A 25,680-nucleotide genomic window follows, 5' to 3' on the forward strand; every position below is an offset into this window, starting at 1 on the left:
TACTGCGCCGGGCAGCCTTATTTGCATGTTGTAGTCGGCATAATCAGGAGGTAAAGAAATGAAGCTATTACCTCCTCGGACGAACAAGCTGTAGAAGCCGCAGAATTTATGGCCGAGATGGCCAGAAGCCTGAGAGACGGACTCAAATATGACGATAAGAGCGTGCAACAGCATATTGTGAGACACCTACAGTTTCTGGAAAAGCACGGCCATCCTGCGTCGGGTTCCGACTTTGCGCTCCAGACCCGTTTTTTTCTGGAAGACGACTTTCACCGGAACATGCTGGAGGGGCAGCAGACCGGTCTGGCTTATTATTTAAACGCCGCCGCGGAGGCGCTAGCCAAGTCAGGAGAATAGGGGAAGATGAACATGTCAAATGAACGCGTCGTTTGGAATACCCTGCAAAAAGAATTGAAGGCGATCATCGCCAAACCGGAGCATCACGAATTGGTCATTGAACGCATACTCGTCCAGCATTCGGCGGTTCATTCGGCCTGTATCACAGGCCCCGATGTCTGGTCTTTCGAGGACGAGGTGCTTGATGAGTTGAGCGAAGAAAATTTCCGCAGGGTTCCGAAGCCGGGCGTGAACTCGATTGCCTGGCATATTTACCACTCTACCCGGATCGAGGATATTACGCTGAACACGCTGGTGGGAGACCGGCCGCAGGTTTTTGATGAACAGGATTGGTCCGCCAGAATTGGAATCAGGTATCGCGATACGGGTAACGGAATGAAGGACGAAGACGTAAGGGAGCTTAGCGCTGCCGTTCATATCGCGTCCCTTCGGGATTACCGGAATGCGGTGGGGCTTCGTACCCGGGAAATCGTCATGGCTTTGCGGCCCGGCGAATTGAAGCAGAAGATAGATCCTTCCCGGGTCGCCTTGATCAAAAGCAACAACGATGTCCGGGAAGAAGGCGAATGGCTGCTCGACTACTGGGGCGGATTGAACAAAGCGGGAATCATTCTGATGCCGGCCACCCGGCATTTAATCGTTCATCTCAACAAATCGCAGCGATTAAAAAAATAAGGTGTTCACTATCTTGCTGTTTCAATCGAAAAGCCGTACAACCCGCTATGCGATAAGCTATAGTAGGTGTACGGCTTTTGTCGTCATTGCGGCAGAGGCTGTTGAAACTTGATGATAAGTAGGAGGAACCGGCATGTGCGCCGTGGCAACCAAGACTTTTGAATATGGACAAAAGGAAATTGACGGCCTGTCGGCAGCGGACCCGGTGCTCGGGGACTACATACTCCGCCGGGGCAAAGTGGAGCGGGTGATCATCCCGGAACTGTTCCCCGCGCTCGTTCACGCGATCGTCGGCCAGCTCATTTCCGTGAAAGCCGTGAAAACCATATGGAACCGCATGCAGGCAGCTTTCGGCGATATAAGTCCGGAACGTTTGGCGGCATCCTCGGCCGATGACATCCAACGCTGCGGCATGACGATGAAAAAAGCGCTCTGTATCCATCAGATCGCCACGCAGGTCGCCTCGGGCGAATTCGATCTGGAGGGCCTTAGGCATTTGCCGGAGGCGGAAGTCACCGCCAGGATGACGGCGCTGCCCGGCATCGGCGTTTGGACGGCCGAAATGCTGCTCATGAACTGCCTGGAGCGGTCGGATATCCTTAGCTGGGGCGATATAGCGATTCGCCGCGGCATCATGAATTTATACGGGCTTCCGGACCTCTCGAAAGAGCAGTTCGAACAATACCGCCTCCGATATTCGCCTTACGGTTCGGTCGCTTCCATTTATTTGTGGGAGATCTCGTTCCGGCAAGCCGATGCGGACGGGGCGGGTACGCCAAACTAAGCCGCAGAAGGATCAGTCCAACGCCCGCTTCTTACTCTGCGAACAGATCCTGCATCGTCACGCATAAGCCCTTAAACCACCCCGACTCCACGTTGGGGTCTTTGGCGCATCGATTCGGTCCTTGTCGCAAATGACCACCACATCCGGCTGGACGACGCAATTCGTTCGCCTCCGCAAGCCTAATCGATAGACGAAAATCAATTGGATATTAGCTAATATTGAGCGCTAATTCGGCAGTTGTATGACGCTTCGCTCCTCCAACAGATCCCAGTTGGGAGTGGGGACGTCTGTCCGATTTCTCCATTCGCGAAACACTCGGCTTAATGCGACGATCTCAAGGGGAGAACCGTCGATCATCCGGCTGACCGGGAGTAGATGATAAATTTTAAGAAAAAGGCGGAGCAGCTTAGGGTGGCTCCGGATAAATTTCGCTTGGCCTGCGGGTACCAGGGGATAACCGAGCGCTTCCAGCACGTCGAAGCCTTCGTTCATGGCCGCGACCATTTGCCGCAGCAACTTGTCGTCCCCGGCGATGTTCTTCATTTGGCCGTTATGAATGAGGATGCCGTAGTTGATCGCCAAAATCGGGATAATATGATTTTTTAGCCAAGCGTCGATATCCTCGTGGTAAACAAGTTTGTATTTGGCCTTAGCAAAAGCTTGATCCAGCACCGCTCGAAAAGGAATGAGGCCATTAAGCGCACCGATTACCATCTGCACGCCAGCTCGGACACTGACGATACGGCCCGGTTCCCGCCGCCCGGCGCTAACCTGGAATCCGAAGGCAACATTTTTCCGTATAGAGCCGTTCTTTTGAAAATAGTCCTGCATATCCCGTGCGTCGGTATTATTGCCTACAATCACGATGTTGCCGCTTTGGTTTTCCGCCAAAATCGGCAGGACCGAAGGAAAGTCCGAATACTTCATGACCACAAAGATGAGATCGTAGATATCTTCCGGTTCCAGCGTCCGGATCACCCGAACAGGATCAACGGAGGTTTTGAGTTGGAAGTAATGGCGGATTACCAGGCCGCTGCTTTCCAGTTCCTCCGCGCGAGCCCCTCGCGCCAGCATGGCTACGTCATTGCCTCCGCGTATCAAGGCATGGGCCAGATAACTGCCTAATACCCCCGCGCCGTAAATTAAAACTTTCATGTTGCAATCCCCCGCTTTCCAATACTGAACATTTGTTGTATAAGTAACGTTTGTTGAATTATAATTACCTTAGCATCCTAGGGAACCACGGATCAATCGGTAAAATTGCCGATTTCGTTGATAATTCAACACATGCGCACGAAATGTTCAGAAGAAAGCGCGGGAAGGAAGAGTCATGGATAGACGAATCATGAGAACGCGGCAGGCAATCATGGAAGCTTTTATCGGGTTGCTGGGGGAACAAGGGTTTGAAAAAATAACGATTCATGAAATTGCGGACCGAGCAAACGTGAACCGGGGAACGGTATATTTGCATTTTACGGACAAATTCGACTTGCTGGAGCAGTGCATTGAAACTTATTTGCAATTCTTGTACGAAAGTTGTCAGCCGGATGGGGATCCGAACTGGGTGTCCGCGAAAACGCAACTACTGCGCACCTTTGAATTTTTAGAGCAACACACCTCCGTTTATTCCATTTTGCTGACGAGCAAGGGGGTACCGGCCTTCCGGAACCGGATGATGGCTATGGTGGAACGGGGAATCGGAGAGAATACCCGAAGCTGCGGCTTATATGCGGGAGTACACCCCGAGATTCTGGGGCAATTTCTGTCCAGTGCGATTGCCGGTCTGGTGGAGTGGTGGATTCTCCAATCGATGCCTTACTCCCCGGCGGAAATGGTGGAGCAATTGCATGTATTGTTGGAGCGGAATCTGCTGCCGGTGTAATATCGCGCAGGATAGTTATAAACAAAAAAACACCGGGGGTCGGTGTTTTTAGCTCCGGCTATATCAAATTGTCTATATCTTTAGATATTCGGCTAATTGATCGTAGGTTCCGGAAAATCCATCCTGAACGATCTCACGTGAAGAAAAGAAGGTTTTATACTCTTCCTCGGTCGGGGATACGGGAACAATAATCGTTGTAAGAGTTGTTTTTCCTTTGTCCTCAATGAACGTTAGGGTATTCAAGGTTTTCAGTGGCCAATTTGCGTCAAAGGGTGCACGTACAACGTTACCTTCCTCATCGGAAAAGAAACTGGTGTAAACGATTTTCTCCGATGTAACAATTTCACTGTATTCAAATTTAACCCACATGATGTCGCCGCCGTCAGCAGGTTTCTGGCTGTAGTGAAAGACACCGCCCGGCTGGAAATCTGCTTTCGCAACTTGAAAATCCCACCCTTTTGGCCCCCACCAGTTCCGCAAATGTTGTGATTCGGTGAATGCCTTAAACACAAGTTCTCGTGGAGCATTGAAAGTATAAGTGATCTCCATTTGAGTTGACATTGCGATTCCTCCAGTTAGCTTCATTGTTATGCATTACGCCAATTCCGCTGTTACTATTCCTGCAACTCACGTAAATAATCGTCCAAACGCTCCAATCTACCCTCCCAAATAGTTCGAAACGAATGAATCCAATCGTTCAGTTCCAAGAAGGGCTGAGGCCGCAACTTGTAGATGCGGCGATTCGCTCTTGGATACACCTCAACAAGCCCGGAATCACTAAGTACACGTAGATGTTTAGATACCTGCGGTTGACGGAGCCCAAGTCGTTCAGCTATTTCGCCTACAGTAAGGGGACCGCCACGCAAAAGCTCGACAATGTGTAGTCGGTTGGGCTCGGCAAGTGCACTCCATGTTGTTATGTTCTCGCCCATATAATCGTATCTCCCTTCTGATTAAATATACCAATATGAGAATATTCCCGTCAAGGAATATTAAAATATAAAGAAGGACTCGGTACGATTCGTTCTACTTTAGGTGCTTACCATCGTCCACTCTCGCTGTATTTGAATGATTTTTTAGCTTAGTGATATTAAGGACCGTGCAACCGTTTTTTCTTGTTTGGTATAATACAGGGTACAAAGTATGCAAGGAGATGTTCATGATCAAAATACTTGTGGTAGATGACGAGAGCAGCATTCGGGCGGCTGTAGCTTATGCGCTACGTAGGGAAGGGTATGAGGTCGAGATGGCTGCGGACGGCAAGGAAGCGCTGGACAAGGTGGAGACGTTCCGGCCCACGGTGATGGTGCTCGATGTCATGATGCCGCGTCTAAGCGGTTATGATGTATGCCGCAAGCTGGATGGTCGGCCACGGCCAGCGATTCTGTTACTGACGGTCAAAGACGATATTGTCGATAAAGTGTTAGGTTTGGAGCTAGGCGCTGACGATTACATGACCAAGCCTTTTGATATGCGGGAACTGCTGGCCAGAGTCAAGGCACTATCACGCCGGGGAGGTTATGGCGAGCAATTGCAACAGGAGCAGCATGAGGTGCTGAGACTGGGAGAATTGTCCGCAGAGCTGTCCAGCCGCGCGGTTTCTATTCAAGGCGAACGGCTGGAATTAACGCCGAAGGAATTTGATCTATTGATATTGTTGATGTGCAATCCGGAGCGGGTCTATTCACGGGAAGCGCTGCTGGAGAAAGTGTGGGATATGGGTTTTGCGGGTGGCACCCGAACGGTGGACATTCATGTGCAGCGTCTGCGCAAAAAGCTGGGTAACCACCACGGACTCATTCAAACTGTTTACGGCATCGGCTATAAAAGTACGGAGTCACCTTAAATGGGAGGCAGATTTCGGCTAGGCCTGAAGGGGAAAATGTCGTTGTTACTCGCCCTGTTGCTCGTGTTTATCGTAACCTGCCTGAGCGTACTCGTGCTGAGTGGCATCCGGGAGAACCAGCGGAGTATGCTGGAGCAATCTTTTACCCGACAGGCAGAAGCGGCCAATCTGCGCGTGCGGGAGGAATACTTGACCGAAAGTCGGATTCCGCCGGATCAATTTATGATGCAAACGGGTCAACGGCTGGCCGTGGATTTGGGCGCACAGAGCGGTATGGCCGTAACGCTGTATGCGGTGGATGGCTCATTTGCCGGCACCTCGCTGCCGTTCCAGCCTCGTGCCGATGTGCAGGATGCCCTGCAATTTACGGCTCAGGGACAGTCTGCATACATTACCGAAGGGGATCAGTTGTTGTTCCTTGCTCCCCTGTACAATGCCGAGCAGCGTCTGGGCACGGTCCAGTTTCATGCTTCGCTCGCCGAGCAAAATGCTTTTTATGCCCGAATTCGCCAGTTGTTTCTGCTTGCCGGTGCCACCGTGCTGATTGTTGGTTTCCTAATCGGTTACGTGTATGTCCTGCGGCAGGTCAATGTCATTGACCGGCTGAACAGGGCGGCATCGCAAATTGGTAAAGGCGATTATCTATCGGCTCCTTCGGTAGTCAGAAAGGATGAGCTGGGGAAGCTTGCACAAGGAATCTATGAGATGAGCGGCAGCATTTCCACGTCTGTCGGTGCTCTGCATGAAGAAAAGCAAAAGCTGCTTGAAACGGTGGGACGACTGCGGGAATTGGAGCAGCAGCAAAAGCAGTTTATCGGCAATATCAGCCATGAGCTAAAGACACCGTTAACCTCGATTATCGCTTACGCCGACCTGTTGACGATGTACAGCGATGATCCCACCCTGCTGGACGATGCGGGAAGACGCATCCATGCGGAGGCACAGAGATTGTACAGTCTTGTGGAGAAAGCGCTACAATTGTCAGCGATGGACGTATACGAGTTTGAGACACAGGCGGAGGCGGTTCCGCTATGTCCTTTACTGGAGGAAGCTGTGGCCCGGCTGCAAGGGAAGGCGGACAGTTGCGGGGTTACGATTCATACTTCGCTTGTTGAAGGTGAAGTGTGGGCCGATCCTGAGAACGTGATGCACATCATGCTCAATTTGCTGGACAATGCGATCAAATATAACCGCCCAGGCGGGCAAGTTCACCTGCTGAACTACATCGCAGAGTCGGCGGACGGAGCAAGCCGGATGATCATAGAAGTTGCCGATACAGGAATCGGTATCCCGAAGGAAGCCGTATCCCGAATTTTCGATCCGTTCTATACGGTCAGTAGAGACCGGTCAAGAGCTAGCGGCGGAACTGGACTTGGGTTAGCCTTAGTCCGCAATCTGATCGAGAAGCAAGGCGGAACTGTACAGCTTGTTGAGACGGGACCGGACGGGTCGCGTCTCAGGGTGGAGCTACTGCTACATGCCTTCCATACGGAAAGGACAACATATACACCAAATGATATAGCCCGGAATGAGTGAGATCATCCGGGCTTTTCGCCGCGATTCAGATAATGCTTCCGGATTGTTTACAAGTTCGTTACAAGCTGGATATGCTTATGCAATATTGTCTCTCTATACTAAAAGCCATGGGGAGCTTTGAACATTGAATACCGTGGCCCGGGTCAGAATAATTCATGTGAGCAGGAGGTCCCTAATGAACAAAGGGAAATACATCGCCGGTCTAATTGCCATGACCTTGCTGTCTGCCGGTATCTTATTCGGCTGTGACGCAGAACAGGAAGGTAGTAAACAGATGCCGGATACAACGGGCCAATCCGGTTCCGGGGCGACAGGAGGAAAACGTGAACTGACAGTAGTCATAGAGAAAAAACCGCCTGCTGAGCAGGGTATTGCCGTGCAGCGCATACACCAGATAAGTGGCGCCAATATAGAAAAATGGCTCTCGGACCACGAACTGGAGATCCAAGTCACCACGATGGAGAAACAGGCCACCGCGACGGAGGAAGCGCAATTTAGCTACCATAGGTTTCAAGTTGATCTGGAGACGGGTGAGCGGCTGAGCATCAAGGAACAGACAGGTGCGGATCAGGGAGAAGTCGTCAAAGCTTCTCTATCGCCGGATGGGAAATATAGCTTCATTCAGACCTGGAAGGACAAATATTTGGCCGTGAACGAGATCAAAAACATGGCTACAGGGGAGCGGCATAAGGTCGCGGTCGACAATTATATGGAAGTAGGCGGCTGGATCGATAATGACTCCTATGTTCTTGCCGCCGGCTCGATGAAGGACCGGGGCGAAATATGGAACATATCCGTGGACGGTACCCGGGAGAAGATCGAGCTTCAGGATCCTGATGTAGAGAGCTTCACCGAATTTGCTACGGGCAACGGGAAGATTTATTACACCGATGCCAAGGGCCGCATGAAGAGCTTCACCCCAACACAATCCCGGCCAACTCTGCTCGCAAAGGATGTCTCCACTTTGAGTCTGTCGCCTAACAGCCAGCAGATTGCCGTCTCCACCTCAAGAACCGGCGGGCAGGAAGAATCGCGCCTGCTCATCTATGATACGGGTGGTCATGTACAAGGTTTGTTGATCGGCAAGGGCGATTTACTGTCCCATCAGTCCTGGTCCCCCGATTCCTCCAAGCTGGCCTTCGCGGTTTATACCGAGGATCAGGGCGGCATGAATGGGATCTATATCTTTGATACAGTCTCCGGCAAGGTATCGCCGCTAGGGTTATCGTACTACCCGGTCTACCCGCTGAGCTGGAACCCTTCGGGCACGAGGTTGGGCATTACCGTGGATGATAAAGAGAAGCTAATCGTTACGCATATTGTGGATTTCAAAAAATAATAGGATTCAAAAAAAGGAGAGATTCGTTGTGAAAAAAATACTATTGGCCACCGTTGTATTGGGAATGACTTTAACGGGAGCCGCCGGCGTGTATGCCGGAAGCAAGCTGGAGAAGATCAACGCTTATCTGAATCACGGCATTACCTTCAACGTAAACGGTGCCGATCAGTCTTTAACAGACAGTAACGGCAAAAAGCTGGTACCGATCACTTATCAGAATACGACGTATTTGCCGGTGCGAGCCATTTCCAACCTGGCTGGTATTGATGTAGAGTTCGATGCCGCTAGCCAGCAAATTCGGCTGGAAACAGAACAAGATGGCGATAGCAATACAAAGGACTGGACGGCCATCCATTACAGTGAAGCACAGATCAAAGCCATTAAGGAGGCATACGCCAAGTTTGAATCCTTTGAGACAGCCTATGCTCCACAGCAAATGGCCAAGAACGACAATTACGTTAAAGCGTCAGCTGCGGGCGATGGAGTCAATCTGATCTTTAAACATATGACCGTGAATGTGTCGCCACGGGATTATTCCACGGGGTATGAATCCAAGGAGGTTAAGCTGTCCAACGGTGATAGCGCGAAGTGGTATACGCCTTCCGAAACGCCGTTGCTGGGTTTCCAACTGGACGACCGGACGGTGACGATCAGCTCCCCTGACGGTTCCCTAAGCAACAGTCAAATTGAACAGGTCGCTGTTAGTGTAGCTAAATTGAAGTAAGGAGGGCGATCGGATAATTATCTAATCAACCTAAGGCTATCCATGAGTCATTTTGACCTGGATAGCCTTTTTAATCGTGCATCCAGTTGGTTACTCAGGCGTTGTCTTGACAATGATGCCCCACATATTCAATGAATCGTCTAGCCGCCGGCGAGAGGTAGCGGTCTTATAGAAACAACGACTCATTCCATGGCACTGGGACTGCAAAAAGAAAATCAAATATGGAAGTTGGATATCTATCCTATAGTTTTCTTGCTTTAATGACAAAAGTTACGGGAAGCATCTTTGCTTTTTTGGCAAAATCACTGTTATCGTCGCGCGCTTGCAACAACTCTTCGTCGGATTGCTCAATCATTTGCTCAATGACAAACCCCGCTTTGGCGAGCGCATTCACATAGGTTGATAGTTTCCGGTCCGATAAGGTCAGCGTACTATCATCGAGGGATACCGAATACCAAGATTCGTCGAAATAACACTTCTTAAAAGCAAGCCTATCATTCTCGGCAACAACACATTTGTGGATAGGGTGAGACCAACTGAAAATAAATGTGCCGTCTTTTTTTAGATAAGAAGCGATCCGGCTAAAAGTACCCTCCAGGTCGGTGGTCCAGCCTATCGCATAAACCGAATAAACGAAGTCAAAATAATCCTCCGGTATACCACATTCCGCTTCCATGGGAGAACAGATCAATCTCGCTGAAAGGCCGCTTGACGCCAAAACTTGGGCTGTCTTTTCGAGTTGGTTTGCGGATATATCCATGCCCCATAGTTCACCTGCTTTGCGTTCCCCCAAATATTGCAGAGATTGACCGCTCCCACAGCCTATTTCCAGCATCTTCTTTCCCGAGACATCGCCAAAAAGCCCGCAATTTTCTTCGGAGACAAAGGCTCCGTACAAAGGAAGCGCGGTTGCTCCTAAAACTTCATTTCCTTTTGTATCCCAAAAGGTAACGTTTGTTTTATGTATAGAATCATTGTCCATGTCGACCGAGACGGCCCGACCAACCTCGCCAGCACCTATAACGTTTGTTCTATAAACCGAATTCTTGTCCATGCGTAGCATCCCCCAACATAAATAATATGAGCTAAACGGATATGAATCATTGAGTAATCTACCATTTTACGATGAATAAATCTACCTAAAATGTTCCATAAAGCGAACGTTTGATCTTGCGGACCTAGCCTCAAAGGCTGTGACTTTTTTCTTTGTTACCGAATGCTACGGGAGTTTATTATTTATATTATACTGACTGGTCAAAATAAAATCGGATAAGGAGCGGATTATGCCCAAACAAGGAATGGAGCCTGTACGAAGAGCGGAAACCATGAATGCCACCCTGGAATGCATTTACGAACACGGCATAGAGCGGATCACCCTGGATATGGTCGCGGCTAAAGCCGGATTTTCAAAGGGAATCGTCGCTTACTATTTTAAATCCAAGAAGAATCTGATTCTCGAAAGCCTCAAGGCATTCTTATCGGCCTATAGTCAAAAGATTAGTTCTTCCATTCAAGAGGGCATGCCTCCGCTGGAGATGGTAAGCACCGTCGTGGAGGTCGCCCTTCCTCCGGTGTCGGACACAAGCCAAGAAACGATCCAGGTCTCCACACTGGAAGGGGCGGAGCATATCCGGTTGCCCCAGGAAAGGATCGCGAAAATATTCATTCAATTTATCTCCATGGCCGCGATCGATGAGGATCTGAGAAAGGTAATGCTTGAAACGTATGCGCAGGATATTGAAGGAATCTCGTCGTTGATCCGCCATGCCCGAAAGGCAGATTCGATAAGTGAACTTGATGACAAGCACGCAGCGTATGCTTTGCTGGCGATGATTTACGGGTTGAGTTTCTTTCGGACTCATAATTTTATGCCCGTGGAGAGCACGGATAACAGGGATATTGCTTTTGATTTTATTCATCGACTGTTTGGGGCTTGAGTCAAATTCAAAGGGGAAATGAAGAAATGCCGAATGAAGTATTTCTTTCCGTGGAAGGGTTAAGCAAAAATTACGGTAACCTGCCGGCAGTAGATCAGGTAAGCTTTTCGGTGCGTAAGGGAGAGGTTTTCGGGTTGCTCGGGCCCAACGGGGCCGGGAAAACCACCACGATCAACATGTTGTGCGGCTTGCTGAAGGCGGATGTCGGACAGATGACGTTTGACGGAATTCCCATGTCCACCGGCTATTCTCGGATCAAAGGCATGATCGGGTTCTGTCCCCAGGACATTGTGATATGGGAACAGTTAACATGCCATGAACAACTGAAATTTCTCGGAATTTCCTATGGGCTATCCCCGAAAGCCGCCGGTCAAAGGGCCGAAGCTCTTTTGGAAACCCTGGGGCTTGCGGGTAAAAGGAGTAAACTTGCAGGGACTTTATCGGGAGGCATGCAAAGAAGGCTGAACATCGCACTGGCCGTGGTGCATGATCCGAAGCTGATCATCCTGGACGAACCGCAGGCCGGGCTTGATCCGCAGAGCCGGATTCTGGTGCGTGATTTTATAAGGCGACTGGGCAGTCAAAGAACCGTCATCCTTACCACCCATGACATGGACGAAGCCGACCGATTGTCGGACCGGGTAGCCATCATGGACCAAGGAAAAATACTCCGAATCGATACCCCCGATAAGCTTAAAGAAACATCAGGGGCGGGAGATATTTTACAGGTAAGGATAAGCGGAATCCGCGAAGATGAAATCGGTAAGCTGCTGGATTCTTTTCCGCCCGTTTTTAAGGACAAAAAGGTGGCCGACGGTCTTTTGCTGCTGGGCGCAAGCGATGTGATGGAGCACATCCCTTTGGTTAACCAAACGTTAAAGGCTTTTCACGTCCATATGGAAGATATGACGATCAGGAAGCGTACGCTGGAAGATGCGTTTATTGCTTTGACGGGAAGGGGGCTTCGCGAATGAAACTGGCGGCGTCCGTCATCAAAACCTTTAAAGAGAATATCAGGGATTGGAAAGTGCTTGCGATGGTGTTGCTGTTTGCCCCGTTCTTTTTGCTGATTATGTACCTCCTATATGGGCGCGGGGCGACGACTTATGATCTTGGAATCCTAAACCTGGATGAGGGGAACGCGTCGACCGCGCTGATCGAAATGATCGATCGGAAAAAGGGACCCGACGGCAGCAAATTATTCAATATAAGCCACATCGCAACTGTGGATGAATTAGAAGGAAGAGTAAAAGAGAAAGTCATCGATATTGGCATGGTCCTTCCCCCTGATTATTCAACTCTGCCATCCGTCGCCCATTTATATGGAAGCATGAATAACGTACGGTATCCCGTCGCGGCGGTCATGGTTGCCGATGAAGTCCAGAAACAAGGGATGGCGGCCGCGAAGATCACGCTACCGATTACGATATCCGAGACCTTTTTGGAACGACAACTCCCCATGAACGAGTTCGACGGATACGTCCCCGGACTACTCACCTTGGCTATCCTTATGATCCTTTTTACCGCAACCGCTTCTATCGTAAAAGAGAATGACAAAAAAACACTGATCCGGCTGAAGCTCAGCCGTCTCGGCGCCTTTCATTTCCTTGCGGCAATCTGCATCGTGCAAGCCTTCATCGCTGTGGGTGCGATGATGCTTTCCTATTGGACCGCGCTCGGATTAGGTTACAGTCCGTCAGGAAATTTCGGCACGGTTCTTCTGGTCGGCGTCCTTTCCAGCCTGTCCATGGTTTCGATCAGCCTCGTCGTGGCGAGCTTCCTGAGAACGGTTTTTGATGTTCTAACCGTCGGCTGCTTCCCTTTCTTTATCCTCATGTTCTTCTCGGGCAGCATGTTCCCGCTGCCGAAGCTGCCTCTGTTTTCAATCCAGGGACATTCGCTGGGCATTACGGATATTTTGCCGCTCACGCATACGGTCAATGCCTTCAATAAAGTGCTGAATTACGGGGCGGGATGGAATGAAATTAAGTTTGATTTGTTTATGATCCTTATACTTACTCTGGTGTATTTTTTGGCGGGGTTGGGGCTGTATCAGAGGCGGAGGCTTTCTTGGGGGTGAGTCTGCCACCGCTAAGGTATAAGAGGCGGCAGCAAATTTATTCGATCACTTCAATCTGCTTTGGCTCGGTCTCCATTTTGTAGACTTGATTGTTGTCGTCTTCGCCTTGTAGTGAAAATTCCGCTACGGCGGAGACCTCATAGACCCCCGGACTCTTAAAGCGATACGGGTGTTTCTCTAAAACGGCTGCGTTCTGATCAAGGGGGCGGACAACACCGATATCCGTTCGTAAAATAGGGTCTGAGTTTCCGGCGTTGTCTCGGATGACATAATAAAATACCGGCTTTCCGGTCAGAATTTCGAAAGTTTGAGTGGACGTATTTTTCAACTCTGCCTCTATGGTAAAAGACTCATTCACCTTCACTTGTTCCGGAAGCGAAAGCTTTACGGAGAAAAAATCGTGATCCGCATCTGTATCTACTACGGCGGATGGGCCTGGTTCCGTATTTGTAATATTATTTGCTGGAACCAAATCGGCAGATTGACAGCCCATTAAAGCTAGAAATAGTATGAATACCAAATTTTTCATAATAAACACCTCCAATTCAACAGACGACAGGGTAGAAGTTTTTGTTTCAACATATAAATATGCGGTTTGATCTGTGAGATTGAAAAAGCTTAAACGGCGGGCGATACCAGGATAGTAAGCAGGACCGAGCTTTAGCAGCAAATTTGTAGGACGTTAGTGAGAAAGAAATAGAGGAACACAAGAGGCAAACCCATTGCATCTATTTGGGCTTGCCTTTCTTGTATTTAGGAGTGGCGCATTGAATGATCAGGGTTATTTTCCATCTAGACGTTTGGAAATATTCGTCTGACCCAGAATGTAGTCTATACTTACGCTGTAAATCTCCGACAACCGAATCAACACAGAACTCGGCACATCCAAGTTCCCGCTTTCGTATCGGGAATAGGTTGCTTGAGAGATATTTAAATAGTCTGCAAGTTGTTGTTGCGTCAAATCCCTATCTTCACGCAAATCTCGTATTCTCTTATACATCGATCATCACCCAAGCTAAGTTTAAATTATGCGAAAACTGCATATTGAGTTTTATGCGTTTTTCGCATAAAATCTATTCCATAAGGAAAGTGTCGGAAGTTTTTAAAAATTCATAATGGTGGATTTTACATAATTCTGGAAGGGGGAGAGTGAATGAAAAGTATTCTAGAGGAACTGTACCGAGGTAACCTGAACCCTCAAGAGCGAATGGTACCAACTGCTCCTGAATATCGCCTGCTCAATAGAAAAATTTCAGATTTGATGGAAGAACTCAAACAAAGATTTTCGGAAGACGACTTCAAAGCTCTTGAGGAAATCTTGGATCTCAACGGGGAGTCTAATTCTATGCTTACAAGCACCGCATATGTTCAGGGGTTTAGGATGGGGGCGTTGGTTATGGTGGAGGTTTTTGGTGGGGAGGGGAAGGGGGAGAAGGAGTGAGATTGTTGGAAATCTGAAAGAGGAGACAGTTTATTCTTGCTGTTACTAAGTTTACTCTTGCTATTCATTTTAGTGAGAGTATTTTTATTTTCGATGAAAAGGTTAATTGTTCGCCATATTATTCCAATATGTAGTAAAATAAGACTACGGGACATTAAGACTAGTCTCCTCAAAGTCCTTATTCAGAGTATTCGAGAAAATTAAAGTTAGGTGATAAAACTGAAAGGGCGGTTATTAATGACTTTTGAAAAATATGTGTCTAATTTTATGAATTCCAACTATATAAACTTATCTCCAAAACCTAGAGGATATAACAAAGACTTAATGGTATTTCATGATTATTTAAAGTCTAGAGATGTTACATCTAATATAGATGAGTTTGTAAGAGGCGTAGATACAAATACTATTATTGATAGTATAGATTATTACATAAAAGCGAATAAAATAAAAAAAGTTTCTACTGTCCAGAGGTACGTATCAGCTGTAAAAGAATTTCTTCTTTATTTAGTGTCGAATGATTATGTTAGTAATGATGCTTTTTTAAAAGAGCTAGGATCTCCGGCTTATAAAGAGGGTTCATTTAGAAACAAGATCAACATCTATTTGGCAGAGAATAGCGAGTTGGATAAATCAATTTCCTATGATCCATTAACCCAAGATGAAGTAGAAGATCTGATTAAAGAGAGTAACTTTGTTCTTGAAATACCTGTTACAAAAGTAACGAGAAGTAAAGAGATGAATATGATAACATCAGCCTTGATTATAAAGCTAATTTTATTAATTGGGGTTCCATATCGTGAAATTATTAAAATTCCAGTCGAATCATATAATATCACTTTCGGTTCTTTTAGCATTAATGGGATAACTATTCGATTGCCAGAGGGAATTATTAAACAATTTAACTGCTATTTGGAACTTCGCGAGAAGATAGCTCGGGGAAGAGAAGAGTTATTTGTTACATATAGTGGAAAGCCACTTCCTAAGGGAACAGCTCAAGTTACATATTGGCTTAAACAATTGTCAGGAAGACAAGATTTAACAGGGTTAATTAAATTTGCTATCGTTCAAATGATGAACCTGAATATTAGCCATATTGCAATAGAAAAGTTTACCAAGGTTGGATATAAAATAATTATGTCATGTAAAGAGCAATTAATAAAAGAGCAAGGTGATTTATTAGGAATTGAGTTAGATTCCCTGTTGAGAAGATCGCCTGTTTTTAATAAATTGTAAGCAATTGAAGGTGGGCAGAATTTTACATTGAATTTATGTGTCACCGTAATATACTGCTCGGATTCGGGGATGTGGATTTCAAGCAATTAAATTTGCTTAGCTAAGTCTAGTGACTTCGTGCAAAGCACAATAAGTCTCAGAAGATTTTGATGAAAGATACTCAAAATGACTTTATCACGAACATATGTTAGAAATTTTTTGGTCAAAAGAATGTTATTATGAAAGTTACCAACAATATGAAGAGAGTTGAGGAGATTTTTGTGGAATTGACTTCTAAAGTATTTAATTACACATTTATTTCATTGTCTCTTATTACCTTTATTAGAGCAATTGTTTTACTGAGAAAATCAAAAATAGAAAGAGTATTATTAAGTGAAGATAAAAGAATACTAATCTACATTGTGAGATTTTTATTTTTGACGCTTGTTTTTTCTGTCTTTTCAATGTTTATGTTGATTTTGGTGTACGATCAAAAAGTTAGTGTTACTAATAATAATGATTTGCTTGCAATTGTTTTAAGTGCATTATTACTTGGTTTTTTTATAACAATGATTGTCTATTTATATACTCCAATGATTTCTTATTTATATGGTAAATCAAGGTATTACTTCATTAATCACGAAGATCACGGGAAATTGTACATACTTAGAATGATAAGTACAGATCAAGTTATGTTAAGTGATAAACGACAGTTGGATGTAGATGATACAATAGTAATTATTGAAAAAACAGAGGAACTCTTATCGACGCCGATACTATGTGAGGTTGAAAAGACAAATGTCTTTAAAGATATAAAAAAGATGAAAGCCAAGAAAAAGGCTAATAAGGAATTGGATGTCTAGTTTTAAGGGGGTCCCCCAAACCAACATTTTCACGTGAGATGGAATTTAGGTGAACCCTAGTTGTGGATTTTTTTCAAGCTCTGAATTCAATCCCAAATATATAAGATCATTAATAAGTGAGGATAGATTTATATGAAATCAAACAAGTATAATTTCCAAAAACTCACTCCTATAAAAAATGCTGATTTAGAAATTTATGAGGATGCTCTTAATTTTATATTTGATGAAGATGATATAAAAAATGTTGCATTAACTGGTCCCTATAGTGCGGGGAAAAGTAGCGTTTTAGAGACTTATAAGGTTAAACAACCAGATAAGAGATTTTTAAATATTTCGCTTGCCCATTTTGACTCGGAAAATTATGAATTGAATAAGATTGAAATTAATGGCAGTCAAAACAATGATGCAGTTCTAGAGGGGAAAATTTTAAATCAACTTATTCATCAGATAAACCCCAACAATATTCCACAAACTCATTTTAAGGTTAAAAAGAAATTATCAAAATTTAGAATGTTATTAACCTCACTTTTATCTTCAGTAGCTACAGTTTTAGTAATTTATATGTTTTTGTTTAGAGAGTGGAGTCAATTTATTTTGAGTACTTCCGATACTTGGTTAAAAAACTTTTTAAAATTTTCAACTAGTGAAGTAACAGTTGTAATTGTAGGAGTAATTTGTACTTTTATCTTAGTTTATATACTATATTTGATGATTCAAATGATCAGATATAATAGGTTTTTTTTCAAAAAATTAAAGATACAAGGCAATGAAATTGAAATATTCGAAGAAGCAAATGAATCGTATTTTGATAAATATCTCAATGAGGTCTTATATCTTTTTGAAAACGCTAATGCGGAAGTTATTGTATTTGAGGATATGGATAGATTTGAAAGTAATCGCATCTTTCAAAAGTTACGAGAGATAAACTGGCTTATCAATAAGAAATCAAAACAAATTATACGATTTTTTTATCTTCTTCGTGACGACACATTTTCCTCAAAAGATAGAACAAAGTTTTTCGATTTTATTATTCCAATTGTGCCAGTCGTTGATGGTTCTAACTCATATGACCAATTTATCAGCCATTTCAAAAATGGAGGAATGCTTGGGAAGTTTGATGGACAATTTTTGCAAGGACTTTCTCTATACATTGATGACATGCGTATTCTAAAAAATATATACAATGAATATGTGATTTATCATGATCGCATTCAATCTATTGAATTAAATTGTGACAAGTTGCTTGCCATTATTGCGTATAAAAATTTGTTTCCCAGAGATTTTAGTGATTTACAACTTGGTGCAGGGTTTGTACATAATATATTTTTAATTAAATTTAATTTCATTACTTTTGAACTGCAAAAACTAGAATGTGAGATACAAGAAAAGAAGAAGCGAATTAATGAGGCGGAAAGTGAAATGTGTAATGAAATTGATGAATTGGATGCATTATATTTCACATATTCATCTCCCTTAGAAGTGGATGGTAAAGGTGAACAACAGTTTAGTTCTAGAATAGCTTTTATTAAAGCGATGAAAGATAATCTGGGGAAAATATATTACCGACAACGAAGTGGATATTATGAATTTAATTTTCAAGAAGAATATGAGAAGTTATCGCAAAATATAGAGTACGTTCGTAGAAAATCAAATATTGAATATAAATCTGCTGAGTTAATTGATAAGACAAAGGACGAAATCAGAAGTTTAATTGATGCAATGTCCAAAATAAAAAGTAAAAAGTTACACGAAATAATCAATAAGGAGAACATAAATAATATTTTTAGTACAAGTTTCACAAATGAAATCGGTGAAATTTTTTTATTTAATGATGTAAAATCAAGCCCGTACTTCCCATTAATTAAGTTTCTTATTAGGAATGGTTATATCGATGAGACCTATTCCGATTATATGACCTATTTTTATGAGCATAGTTTAAGTAAAATAGATAAAATTTTCCTTCGTAGTGTAACTGATGAAGTAGCTAAAGAGTTTACTTACAAATTAAAAGACCATGGTTTAGTTGTTTCTCGTCTTAGAGAGGTTGATTTTGATCGTGATGAGATTCTAAATTTTGACTTATTGAGCTATTTGTTAAAATCTAATGATTCAAACCTTACTAGAATATTTAATCAACTAAAAAACAGAAGACGACTTGATTTTATATCACAGTTTTGGAGTGCAGGTCAAGAAAGGCAATTATTTGTAAACACGCTTAACAAAACTTGGTCTAATATCTTCAAAGAAATATTAAATAGTGACTATTTTAATGAAAATCAGAAACAAGAGTATGCTCATGATACTTTGCATTTCTCCCCTATTGAAACTATAAGTAAACTCAATGATGAAAACTGTATGTCCAAGTATATTTCGAATAACAGTGATTTTCTTAACGTTTCCGATCCAAACATAGATAAATTTATTTTAAGCCTGCAACTTCTAAAGGTGAGGTTTAAGCAAATAGATTTTTTTACAGCAGAATCTTCTTTATTCATGGCAGTATATAAAGCAGATTTATATGAAATAAATATATTTATGATTTCACTCATCCTAAATAAAGTGTATGAGCTTCCGAAAAGTGAAGACTACATACACAAAAACTATACCCTTATATTATCAAGACACCAGGAAAGCTTAGTAAACTATGTAAATTCCAATATCAATAATTATATGGAATTAATTATCGAGACATGCAATTTAACAATAACAGATGATAGTTTTGCAGCACTTGAAATTATTAATAACTCTGATATCAATTTTGATCTTCGAGTAATTTACATTAAGTATCTTCAAACAGAAATTGAAATGCTTAATAGTATAAAGGATGAGGAATTGTGGTCTGTTTTTATAGAACATGGAACTTTAAAGTACTCCGAGCACAATATCCTCCAGTACTATTATTACTCGGATAAAGGATTAGATGATAACTTAATAAGATTTATTAATATAAATCCATCCAATTTAAATATAAATTATGATGAATTAAGTGCTGATTTTGGGGAGGATATGGCTGGCTCTTTCTTCGATGATTTTATACAATGTGATAAGTTAGTAGACGAAAAGTATGAATCCCTAGTAAAAGTATCTAATATATATTACGATACATTCTCATTTGAAAGTATTCCGGAAAGCAAACTGAGAATTCTAGTAAGGCAGGGATTAATACAGATGAATGAAACTAATTTGCAATTTCTTAGGGATAATTACACGGAATCACAAGTTGAATTCTTTATACTTTCTAACATTGATGAGTATACTAACGAAGTAATTAATCAAGGAAATGTTCTATTATCTGAAGTTAATATGCTGATAGAGAGAGAGATTAATGATTCATATAAGCTTAAACTACTTGAGTTTATAACTGAACCTATATCATTTAGAGGTAAGAGATATTCCGAAGCAGTTAAATCACATATTTTGAAGTGCAATTTTAATATTGATGATCTCAGTGATTTGATAACCAATTATGATACAAATAGTTCAGTCTTGAAGACAATAATTATTTCTATTTGTACAGAATATATTGATCACATAGTAACAAATAGATATGTTGTTTCCTTTAATCTTTTAAATACACTCCTTCAATCAGACAAAGTTTCTCTTAAGAATAAGCACAGACTTTTTATATCGAATCTTAGTAATCTGAATAAGGGACAAACCCAGATAGGTTTGCAACTTTTAGAAATGTCAGAAATATTAAGCTTGTTTGAGGGGAAAAGACCTAAGCTAGAGATAACAGATGAGAATCAAAAGATACTAACGATATTCCATAACAAGGGTTGGATTTCAGGATTTAATGTTGAACGGAATGATCCAAATTATTATAGAGCCATTGGTCGAAAAAACTCTAATGGGTATTAAGATAATTAGCAAAAAAATTAGAGTTTGATAAATTAAATCAAATTGACTCATGTAGTACGAAAATAGCCGCTTTCACAAATTCGGGAAAGCGGCTATTTTCGAATTCAACTAAGCCCCTTCCTCAAAATTACTCCCTCCTCCCCTCAATCTCCAGCAACCTGGTCTTCATCTCAATCCCGCCCCGATACCCCGCAAGCCCTCCATTCTTCCCAATCACCCGGTGACAAGGGATGGTGATCAGCACCGGATTAGCCCCGATGGCCGTGCCAACGGCGCGGACCGAGGACGGCTTGCCGATACGGAGGGCGATATCGGAGTACGAGGCGGTTTGCCCGTATGGGATGTCGCAAAGCGCCTGCCAAACGGCCTGCTGGAACGGGGTTCCCGAGACTTCGAAGGGAAAGGAGAAGCTCGTGAGCTTGCCGAGCAGATAGGCTTCTATTTCGTCGGCATAGGGTTGAAGCCGGGCTTCATCCCGGATTAGGGGACGGCCGGGGAAGCGGCGCTTCGCCCAGTTCTCCAGTTCCTGAACATCCGCTCCTTGGGAGCCGACAAAGCAGAGTCCTTGTTCCCCGGCGGCAACAATCAGGCTCCAATTTTCGTTAATGAGATGACTCCAGTAAATCGGGTCGTTTTGTTCCATATTAAATATCTCCTTTCGGTACGGAAGCGTATAAGGTTCGATAGTTGGCGGGCGTAAGACCGGTGATTTTTTTGAACAAGGTAATAAAATAAGGCGTATTGGCGAGTCCGACTTGCTTGCCGATCTCCGCCACCGGTTGACTGGTTGTCAGCAAGCGGGATTTGGCTTGTTCGATCCTGACGTGTTGAATATATTCCACGGGCGTGACCCCGTTTACTTTCTTAAACGTTCTGTGAAGGTGATAGGGACTGCCATGCGCGAGGTCGGCGAGCAACTGCAGATTCAATTCCTCCATATAATGGTTGTCGATATATTCGGCCACCACCGAGATCCACTCTTCATCGGGAAGCCGCAGGCCGGTAGGCTTGCAGCGTTTGCAAGGACGGTATCCGGCGGATAAGGCTTGTTCGGCGTCCGGAAATACGGTGATATTTTCCCGGTTGGGAGGCTTGGATTTGCAGGAAGGACGGCAGAAAATGCCCGTCGTTTTTACGGCGTAGAAAAATTTTCCATCACTAGCGGCATCATTCAGGATAATAGACCGCCATTGATCTTCCGTCACTTTAATGTCGGCCACTTCACTCACCTCCACGATCATTATACCCCCTAACGTGAACGCATGTACGCATTTTGGGATGAAAAAGCAAGATAATGAAATTGCGGGATGTTGGAGCTATAATGGAATAAATCAAGTCTGGCAGGGTAATTTTAACTAGAATATCCATTTCGAAACCCGGAGGAACCCGAACATGAGACAAAATATTCAAGTCCCCTTTGGTTATGAACCGCCTGTCGCGAAGCGAAAAGGAACGTTAATCTATTACGATACTTTCGAGAATACGTCCGAAGCAGAGCTGGAACGCGCCGTTTCGATTTTGGAGGAGCGCTCCTTCAGCACGCTGGTGCTGTATCCCCTTCATGAGGAGACAGTAAGACGCATGTCCAAAGAGCCGGTGCGCTCTTTTTTCAAAAGGGAGGACGAGCTTCATGACTGGCGCCGGGCACGGCAACATTCCGATATCACGGTGGAAGGCTGGGAGGGGAAACGCAAAAAATACACGCCGATCGACTCGGCGCTCCGTTTTTTGGCGGAAAAATATCCTTCTCCTTACTTTCTGTACCTAACGCCCGAAACGGCCAATTTATTCGCTTCCTTCTCTTCTTTTGAAGAGTGGATCAAAAACATCCGGCTGATCTTGACGGAGCAACCTTCCGTTATTCATCCCCGGCTGCAAAAATATGCGAACCGCTGGGAAACGGCAGGAAGCCATGCCGGTCAGGAGGAGTCATGAGACAAAACAGAAAATGGTTAATATGCACGATGGCGTTGATATTCATTCTGACGTTCGCAGGCTGCGCGTCCCGGAACTCGGCCACTCCCGAATCCGATGGGAACGGTGTGAACCAGGGCCAGAACGCGGCTCCGTCCTCCCCCTCTGCAAACGATCCGCAGCAGGGAGAGAATGGTGAACCGTCACCACCACCGCAAGAGGAAGCCACGGATCCCATTGTCGATCAACTGGATCAGTTGACCACCGCGGAAAAGATCGGGCAACTGGTCCTCGTCGGGATGAGCGGAACTGTACCGGATGAGCATACCCGGAAGTTGATCGAGACGTATCATGTCGGAGGATTTATTTTTTATAAAGATAATATTGAAAATAGTAAACAGGCATTGAAATTGATTAATCGGCTGAAGGAGGACAACTCCGTCAATCCGCTTCCATTGTTTCTTAGCGTGGACGAAGAAGGCGGAAGGGTAACCCGCATGCCTAAGGAATATGCAAAAATACCGACGGCCGCCAGCATTGGAAGCACGGGCGATCCGAAAGCGGCGGAGACTTTTTATGGGATCATCGGCGACGAGCTGTCCGGCTTTGGACTTAATCTGGATTTCGCTCCGGTACTGGATGTGAACAGCAATCCCGATAATCCGGTGATCGGGGACCGTTCCTTCGGAAATACGCCGGAAGCGGTGAGCAAGATGGGCTTGGCAGCCATGGAGGGCTTGAGCGGCAAGGGAGTGATACCCGTCGTGAAGCATTTTCCCGGTCACGGGGATACCTCGGTGGATTCCCATCTCGGACTGCCGGTCGTGAACCATGATCTGCAGCGGCTGAAAGAGCTTGAACTGGTTCCGTTTCAGGCTGCGATTGAGAGCGGCACGGATATGGTCATGATCGCCCATTTGCTCCTGCCGAAGCTGGATCCCGATTACCCGTCGTCCTTCTCCAAAGCGGTCATCCATGATCTGCTCCGGGAAGAGCTGGGCTATGAAGGCGTCATCGTTTCCGACGATATGACGATGGGAGCCATCACGGAGAATTACAGTATCGAACAGGCTGCGGTCGAATTCATCACAGCAGGCGGAAATATCGTCCTGGTCGGCCATGATTACGAGAAAGAAGAGTCGGTTATTCGGGCGATCACGGAAGCGGTCAAACAGGGGACGATCAGCGAGGAGATGCTTGACGAGCGGGTTAGCGCCATTTTGAAGCTTAAAGCGAAGTATAAGCTGAGCGGAGAACCGGCGGACGGGCCGGACCGGAAGGCAGTTAATGCCGCCATCAAGGAGGCGCTAAAGCAGTACGGCCTGCAATAGCGGGACTGGCTGCGGGGCGGTTGGATAGCGATCCTGGTGACGCCGAAACTTTTAACGGACACCACAGCCGTTAATCTGGATAAATCAGCTTCGGTAAAATTCTAACGGACATACAGGCCGTTATTTTGCCCAAAACGGGCCTATTCCTCGGCAAAACCGCCGATTAAGGTCCCTGGTGACCGTTAGAGCAAAAAACAACGAAAAATAGGCCGAATAACGGCCGCCATGTCCGTTAGAACCCGGGAGCTGCTCATTGAACCAGTATGCACTTTTGTTTTTCCTTACAAGCACCAAACTGACGCAAGATCAGCAAGGTTCATACTGAAACTCGGCGAGATCAATTCGTCCATCTTCCCTAATGATGACGCCCTCCGCTTCCAAGTGCATTTTTTGCAGGAAAAAGAGTTCGTCATCCCGGACGGCAATTTCCCCCTGCGCATTAATGACCCTGTGCCACGGCAGGTTGTACTTGACGGTCATCGAATGCAAAATCCGGACGACTTGCCGGGCCGCGCGCGGGCTGCCGGCAGCTCGGGCGATTTGTCCGTAGGTCATGACTTTCCCCTCGGGAATGGATGATATTACTTCAATAACTTGAGCGGTAAACGGCTGCATGCGGGCACTCCTTTAGGTTATATATGATGAAAAGATGCAAGCAAGGAAGTAAAATGATTCCGAAGAAACGGTAGTGGTCGCCTTTGTGACAGGATTTCTTCCCTATAGGATGTTATTAATTCAAGAAATTTGGGGCAACAGCGATCGCAGGAACATTTTACGTACTTGCTTATGAATCGAGGTAACTATGAAACCTATTTTACACTCCGAACGGTTGATATTGAAAGTCCTGGATGGAAGTAATGCCGTAGAGGTGTTGGAATTTGTGCTGCGGAACAAGGAGTTTCTCGAACCGTGGGAGCCGGTGCGGAGCGAGGAATATTTTACTCTTTCCTATCAGGAGGATTTGCTGGTCAAGGAATTCTCGCAATTCAGAAAGAGAGAATTATATAAACTTTGGATGTTCCGGAAAGAGGAGCCCGAAAAGGTAATCGGCTCCATTACGCTCAGCAATATTGTGTACGGGGCATTTCAGTCCTGTCATTTGGGCTACCGGATCGACCAGTCGGCGCAGGGACGCGGCTTGATGACGGAAGCGGTGGCTGCGGTGGCGGATTACGCTTTCTCGGAATTGGGACTGCACCGGATCGAAGCCAACATTATGCCCCGGAACAAGGCTTCGCTTAAAGTAGCGGAAAAGGCGGGCTTCTATCACGAGGGTCTGGCGCTGCGATATTTGAAAATCAACGGAGTTTGGGAAGATCATTTTCATATGGTGCTTCGCAATGAGAGGATCGAGTGAAATGAACGTGAATATCAGGAACATCAGGGAAGAAGATGCGGAGGCCTTTCTTGAGCTATGCCTCCGTTTAGATAGAGAAACGGAATTTATGCTCCTGGAGCCGGGGGAGCGGCTCACCACTCCGGAAGAGCAACGGCAGAAATTCGCGGCGTTGCTGGCGGCAGACCATTCGATGATATTCGTGGCCGAAATAAACGGACAACTGGCCGGTTATTTGGGCGCTTACGGATCATCCTATCAACGTAACCGGCATTCGGTGTATCTAGTCCTTGGCATTCTGCAAGCCTTCTCGGGAAAAGGTGTGGGGACCGCACTTTTCACCGAACTCCACCGCTGGGCGGAAGCGCGGAACCTGCACCGGCTCGAACTCACGGTGATGGCGCACAATGACGCGGCAATCGCTTTATACAAGAAGGCGGGCTTTGAAGTCGAAGGCATCAAAAAAGATTCCATCCGCTTAGGCGACCGATTCGTCGATGAGCTTTATATGGCCAAGCTGCTCCCGTCGTAACAATCATCCGCATTCATACGTATATAGGCT

At 45.1% G+C, this 25,680-nt stretch carries 28 protein-coding genes; 19 read left to right on the forward strand and 9 right to left on the reverse strand.

Going from position 1 to position 25,680, the window contains the following annotated elements; translation table 11 throughout:
• The first annotated feature begins 66 nt into the window (after positions 1–66).
• From DFP94_RS13350 to DFP94_RS13360, 3 genes are all read left to right on the forward strand, one after another.
• Positions 67–357: a TipAS antibiotic-recognition domain-containing protein gene (locus tag DFP94_RS13350; RefSeq protein ID WP_281269490.1), complete on the forward strand. Its 291-nt coding sequence runs from the start codon at positions 67–69 to the stop codon at positions 355–357.
• Between the two features lie 6 nt (positions 358–363).
• Positions 364–1,032: a DinB family protein gene (locus DFP94_RS13355; RefSeq protein WP_114496964.1), complete on the forward strand. Its 669-nt coding sequence runs from the start codon at positions 364–366 to the stop codon at positions 1,030–1,032.
• 133 nt (positions 1,033–1,165) lie between these two features.
• A complete protein-coding gene (locus DFP94_RS13360; RefSeq protein WP_114496965.1) occupies positions 1,166–1,816 on the forward strand; it encodes a DNA-3-methyladenine glycosylase family protein in 651 nt (216 codons plus the stop codon).
• A 225-nt stretch (positions 1,817–2,041) separates the two neighbouring features.
• On the opposite strand, the gene DFP94_RS13365 is transcribed toward DFP94_RS13360, so the two are convergent.
• The gene (locus tag DFP94_RS13365; protein ID WP_114496966.1) at positions 2,042–2,971 is read right to left on the reverse strand and encodes a ketopantoate reductase family protein; all 930 of its coding nucleotides are present in this window, start codon (positions 2,969–2,971) and stop codon (positions 2,042–2,044) included.
• A 175-nt stretch (positions 2,972–3,146) separates the two neighbouring features.
• On the opposite strand from DFP94_RS13365, the gene DFP94_RS13370 reads away from it, so the two are divergent.
• Positions 3,147–3,698 (forward strand): TetR/AcrR family transcriptional regulator, encoded by a 552-nt coding sequence (locus DFP94_RS13370; protein WP_114496967.1) that lies wholly within the window; start codon positions 3,147–3,149, stop codon positions 3,696–3,698.
• Between the two features lie 72 nt (positions 3,699–3,770).
• On the opposite strand, the gene DFP94_RS13375 is transcribed toward DFP94_RS13370, so the two are convergent.
• Together DFP94_RS13375 and DFP94_RS13380 are read right to left on the reverse strand one after the other, a co-directional pair.
• Positions 3,771–4,259 (reverse strand): SRPBCC domain-containing protein, encoded by a 489-nt coding sequence (locus DFP94_RS13375; protein ID WP_114496968.1) that lies wholly within the window; start codon positions 4,257–4,259, stop codon positions 3,771–3,773.
• 53 nt (positions 4,260–4,312) lie between these two features.
• The gene (locus DFP94_RS13380) at positions 4,313–4,630 is read right to left on the reverse strand and encodes an ArsR/SmtB family transcription factor (RefSeq protein ID WP_114496969.1); all 318 of its coding nucleotides are present in this window, start codon (positions 4,628–4,630) and stop codon (positions 4,313–4,315) included.
• 227 nt (positions 4,631–4,857) lie between these two features.
• On the opposite strand from DFP94_RS13380, the gene DFP94_RS13385 reads away from it, so the two are divergent.
• The 4 genes from DFP94_RS13385 to DFP94_RS13400 all read left to right on the forward strand — a co-directional run bounded on the left by DFP94_RS13385 (position 4,858) and on the right by DFP94_RS13400 (position 9,143).
• Entirely contained in the window at positions 4,858–5,544 is a 687-nt protein-coding gene (locus tag DFP94_RS13385; RefSeq protein WP_114496970.1) for a response regulator transcription factor, read from the forward strand.
• Positions 5,545–7,080 (forward strand): sensor histidine kinase, encoded by a 1,536-nt coding sequence (locus DFP94_RS13390; protein WP_114496971.1) that lies wholly within the window; start codon positions 5,545–5,547, stop codon positions 7,078–7,080.
• 175 nt (positions 7,081–7,255) lie between these two features.
• Positions 7,256–8,419, forward strand: coding sequence for a TolB family protein (locus DFP94_RS13395; RefSeq protein WP_114496972.1), 1,164 nt, complete (start codon positions 7,256–7,258; stop codon positions 8,417–8,419).
• 28 nt (positions 8,420–8,447) lie between these two features.
• A complete protein-coding gene (locus DFP94_RS13400; RefSeq protein WP_114496973.1) occupies positions 8,448–9,143 on the forward strand; it encodes a stalk domain-containing protein in 696 nt (231 codons plus the stop codon).
• Between the two features lie 241 nt (positions 9,144–9,384).
• On the opposite strand, the gene DFP94_RS13405 is transcribed toward DFP94_RS13400, so the two are convergent.
• Complete coding sequence (locus tag DFP94_RS13405; RefSeq protein WP_114496974.1) at positions 9,385–10,197, reverse strand: class I SAM-dependent methyltransferase; 813 nt, start codon at positions 10,195–10,197, stop codon at positions 9,385–9,387.
• Positions 10,198–10,426: 229 nt separating this feature from the next.
• Between DFP94_RS13405 and DFP94_RS13410 the strand changes: the two genes are divergently transcribed.
• Genes DFP94_RS13410 through DFP94_RS13420 form a run of 3 tightly spaced genes read left to right on the forward strand, consistent with a single transcriptional unit; the run spans position 10,427 to position 13,160 of the window.
• Positions 10,427–11,080, forward strand: coding sequence for a TetR/AcrR family transcriptional regulator (locus tag DFP94_RS13410; protein WP_114496975.1), 654 nt, complete (start codon positions 10,427–10,429; stop codon positions 11,078–11,080).
• 26 nt (positions 11,081–11,106) lie between these two features.
• On the forward strand, positions 11,107–12,054 hold the full coding sequence (locus tag DFP94_RS13415) for an ABC transporter ATP-binding protein (protein WP_114496976.1): 948 nt from the start codon (positions 11,107–11,109) through the stop codon (positions 12,052–12,054).
• A complete protein-coding gene (locus tag DFP94_RS13420) occupies positions 12,051–13,160 on the forward strand; it encodes an ABC transporter permease (protein ID WP_114496977.1) in 1,110 nt (369 codons plus the stop codon). The genes DFP94_RS13415 and DFP94_RS13420 overlap by 4 nt, the downstream gene beginning before the upstream one ends.
• Positions 13,161–13,197: 37 nt before the next feature.
• Here DFP94_RS13420 and DFP94_RS13425 read toward each other — a convergent pair whose 3' ends face one another.
• Entirely contained in the window at positions 13,198–13,689 is a 492-nt protein-coding gene (locus DFP94_RS13425) for a hypothetical protein (protein WP_114496978.1), read from the reverse strand.
• A gap of 252 nt (positions 13,690–13,941) precedes the next feature.
• Complete coding sequence (locus DFP94_RS13430; RefSeq protein WP_114496979.1) at positions 13,942–14,160, reverse strand: helix-turn-helix domain-containing protein; 219 nt, start codon at positions 14,158–14,160, stop codon at positions 13,942–13,944.
• Between the two features lie 153 nt (positions 14,161–14,313).
• Between DFP94_RS13430 and DFP94_RS13435 the strand changes: the two genes are divergently transcribed.
• The 4 genes from DFP94_RS13435 to DFP94_RS13450 all read left to right on the forward strand — a co-directional run bounded on the left by DFP94_RS13435 (position 14,314) and on the right by DFP94_RS13450 (position 20,537).
• The gene (locus tag DFP94_RS13435; RefSeq protein WP_114496980.1) at positions 14,314–14,601 is read left to right on the forward strand and encodes a DUF6809 family protein; all 288 of its coding nucleotides are present in this window, start codon (positions 14,314–14,316) and stop codon (positions 14,599–14,601) included.
• A gap of 237 nt (positions 14,602–14,838) precedes the next feature.
• Positions 14,839–15,834 carry a hypothetical protein gene (locus DFP94_RS13440; protein WP_114496981.1) on the forward strand — a complete coding sequence of 332 codons (996 nt, stop codon included), beginning with the start codon at positions 14,839–14,841 and terminating at the stop codon, positions 15,832–15,834.
• A gap of 260 nt (positions 15,835–16,094) precedes the next feature.
• A complete protein-coding gene (locus DFP94_RS13445; RefSeq protein WP_147273856.1) occupies positions 16,095–16,676 on the forward strand; it encodes an ABC transporter permease in 582 nt (193 codons plus the stop codon).
• Between the two features lie 132 nt (positions 16,677–16,808).
• Positions 16,809–20,537 carry a YobI family P-loop NTPase gene (locus DFP94_RS13450; RefSeq protein ID WP_114496983.1) on the forward strand — a complete coding sequence of 1,243 codons (3,729 nt, stop codon included), beginning with the start codon at positions 16,809–16,811 and terminating at the stop codon, positions 20,535–20,537.
• Positions 20,538–20,664: 127 nt separating this feature from the next.
• On the opposite strand, the gene DFP94_RS13455 is transcribed toward DFP94_RS13450, so the two are convergent.
• Both DFP94_RS13455 and DFP94_RS13460 read right to left on the reverse strand, forming a co-directional pair.
• On the reverse strand, positions 20,665–21,180 hold the full coding sequence (locus tag DFP94_RS13455; RefSeq protein WP_114496984.1) for a methylated-DNA--[protein]-cysteine S-methyltransferase: 516 nt from the start codon (positions 21,178–21,180) through the stop codon (positions 20,665–20,667).
• Position 21,181: 1 nt separating this feature from the next.
• The gene (locus DFP94_RS13460; RefSeq protein WP_245954802.1) at positions 21,182–21,772 is read right to left on the reverse strand and encodes a bifunctional transcriptional activator/DNA repair enzyme AdaA; all 591 of its coding nucleotides are present in this window, start codon (positions 21,770–21,772) and stop codon (positions 21,182–21,184) included.
• A gap of 157 nt (positions 21,773–21,929) precedes the next feature.
• Between DFP94_RS13460 and DFP94_RS13465 the strand changes: the two genes are divergently transcribed.
• On the forward strand, positions 21,930–22,472 hold the full coding sequence (locus DFP94_RS13465; RefSeq protein ID WP_114496986.1) for a hypothetical protein: 543 nt from the start codon (positions 21,930–21,932) through the stop codon (positions 22,470–22,472).
• On the forward strand, positions 22,469–23,782 hold the full coding sequence (gene nagZ, locus DFP94_RS13470; RefSeq protein WP_220270917.1) for a beta-N-acetylhexosaminidase: 1,314 nt from the start codon (positions 22,469–22,471) through the stop codon (positions 23,780–23,782). The genes DFP94_RS13465 and nagZ overlap by 4 nt, the downstream gene beginning before the upstream one ends.
• A gap of 306 nt (positions 23,783–24,088) precedes the next feature.
• Here nagZ and DFP94_RS13475 read toward each other — a convergent pair whose 3' ends face one another.
• Positions 24,089–24,397: an MGMT family protein gene (locus DFP94_RS13475; RefSeq protein WP_114496987.1), complete on the reverse strand. Its 309-nt coding sequence runs from the start codon at positions 24,395–24,397 to the stop codon at positions 24,089–24,091.
• A 187-nt stretch (positions 24,398–24,584) separates the two neighbouring features.
• Between DFP94_RS13475 and DFP94_RS13480 the strand changes: the two genes are divergently transcribed.
• Together DFP94_RS13480 and DFP94_RS13485 are read left to right on the forward strand one after the other, a co-directional pair.
• Complete coding sequence (locus DFP94_RS13480; RefSeq protein ID WP_114496988.1) at positions 24,585–25,139, forward strand: GNAT family N-acetyltransferase; 555 nt, start codon at positions 24,585–24,587, stop codon at positions 25,137–25,139.
• A 1-nt stretch (position 25,140) separates the two neighbouring features.
• A complete protein-coding gene (locus DFP94_RS13485) occupies positions 25,141–25,650 on the forward strand; it encodes a GNAT family N-acetyltransferase (protein WP_181873143.1) in 510 nt (169 codons plus the stop codon).
• The last annotated feature ends 30 nt before the right edge of the window (positions 25,651–25,680 follow it).

This window comes from Fontibacillus phaseoli, from assembly GCF_003337355.1.
In the GTDB taxonomy this organism is placed as follows: domain Bacteria; phylum Bacillota; class Bacilli; order Paenibacillales; family Paenibacillaceae; genus Fontibacillus; species Fontibacillus phaseoli.

Bases quoted from the DNA above. Each gene is read 5' to 3' on its own strand.
- DFP94_RS13355 (WP_114496964.1), top strand. From the start codon at position 364: ATGAACATGTCAAATGAACGCGTCGTTTGGAATACCCTGCAAAAAGAA.
- DFP94_RS13360 (WP_114496965.1), top strand. From the start codon at position 1,166: ATGTGCGCCGTGGCAACCAAGACTTTTGAATATGGACAAAAGGAAATT.
- DFP94_RS13365 (WP_114496966.1), bottom strand. From the start codon at position 2,971: ATGAAAGTTTTAATTTACGGCGCGGGGGTATTAGGCAGTTATCTGGCC.
- DFP94_RS13370 (WP_114496967.1), top strand. From the start codon at position 3,147: ATGGATAGACGAATCATGAGAACGCGGCAGGCAATCATGGAAGCTTTT.
- DFP94_RS13375 (WP_114496968.1), bottom strand. From the start codon at position 4,259: ATGTCAACTCAAATGGAGATCACTTATACTTTCAATGCTCCACGAGAA.
- DFP94_RS13380 (WP_114496969.1), bottom strand. From the start codon at position 4,630: ATGGGCGAGAACATAACAACATGGAGTGCACTTGCCGAGCCCAACCGA.
- DFP94_RS13385 (WP_114496970.1), top strand. From the start codon at position 4,858: ATGATCAAAATACTTGTGGTAGATGACGAGAGCAGCATTCGGGCGGCT.
- DFP94_RS13390 (WP_114496971.1), top strand. From the start codon at position 5,545: ATGGGAGGCAGATTTCGGCTAGGCCTGAAGGGGAAAATGTCGTTGTTA.
- DFP94_RS13395 (WP_114496972.1), top strand. From the start codon at position 7,256: ATGAACAAAGGGAAATACATCGCCGGTCTAATTGCCATGACCTTGCTG.
- DFP94_RS13405 (WP_114496974.1), bottom strand. From the start codon at position 10,197: ATGGACAAGAATTCGGTTTATAGAACAAACGTTATAGGTGCTGGCGAG.
- DFP94_RS13410 (WP_114496975.1), top strand. From the start codon at position 10,427: ATGCCCAAACAAGGAATGGAGCCTGTACGAAGAGCGGAAACCATGAAT.
- DFP94_RS13415 (WP_114496976.1), top strand. From the start codon at position 11,107: ATGCCGAATGAAGTATTTCTTTCCGTGGAAGGGTTAAGCAAAAATTAC.
- DFP94_RS13420 (WP_114496977.1), top strand. From the start codon at position 12,051: ATGAAACTGGCGGCGTCCGTCATCAAAACCTTTAAAGAGAATATCAGG.
- DFP94_RS13425 (WP_114496978.1), bottom strand. From the start codon at position 13,689: ATGAAAAATTTGGTATTCATACTATTTCTAGCTTTAATGGGCTGTCAA.
- DFP94_RS13430 (WP_114496979.1), bottom strand. From the start codon at position 14,160: ATGTATAAGAGAATACGAGATTTGCGTGAAGATAGGGATTTGACGCAA.
- DFP94_RS13435 (WP_114496980.1), top strand. From the start codon at position 14,314: ATGAAAAGTATTCTAGAGGAACTGTACCGAGGTAACCTGAACCCTCAA.
- DFP94_RS13440 (WP_114496981.1), top strand. From the start codon at position 14,839: ATGACTTTTGAAAAATATGTGTCTAATTTTATGAATTCCAACTATATA.
- DFP94_RS13450 (WP_114496983.1), top strand. From the start codon at position 16,809: ATGAAATCAAACAAGTATAATTTCCAAAAACTCACTCCTATAAAAAAT.
- DFP94_RS13455 (WP_114496984.1), bottom strand. From the start codon at position 21,180: ATGGAACAAAACGACCCGATTTACTGGAGTCATCTCATTAACGAAAAT.
- DFP94_RS13465 (WP_114496986.1), top strand. From the start codon at position 21,930: ATGAGACAAAATATTCAAGTCCCCTTTGGTTATGAACCGCCTGTCGCG.
- nagZ (WP_220270917.1), top strand. From the start codon at position 22,469: ATGAGACAAAACAGAAAATGGTTAATATGCACGATGGCGTTGATATTC.
- DFP94_RS13475 (WP_114496987.1), bottom strand. From the start codon at position 24,397: ATGCAGCCGTTTACCGCTCAAGTTATTGAAGTAATATCATCCATTCCC.
- DFP94_RS13480 (WP_114496988.1), top strand. From the start codon at position 24,585: ATGAAACCTATTTTACACTCCGAACGGTTGATATTGAAAGTCCTGGAT.
- DFP94_RS13485 (WP_181873143.1), top strand. From the start codon at position 25,141: ATGAACGTGAATATCAGGAACATCAGGGAAGAAGATGCGGAGGCCTTT.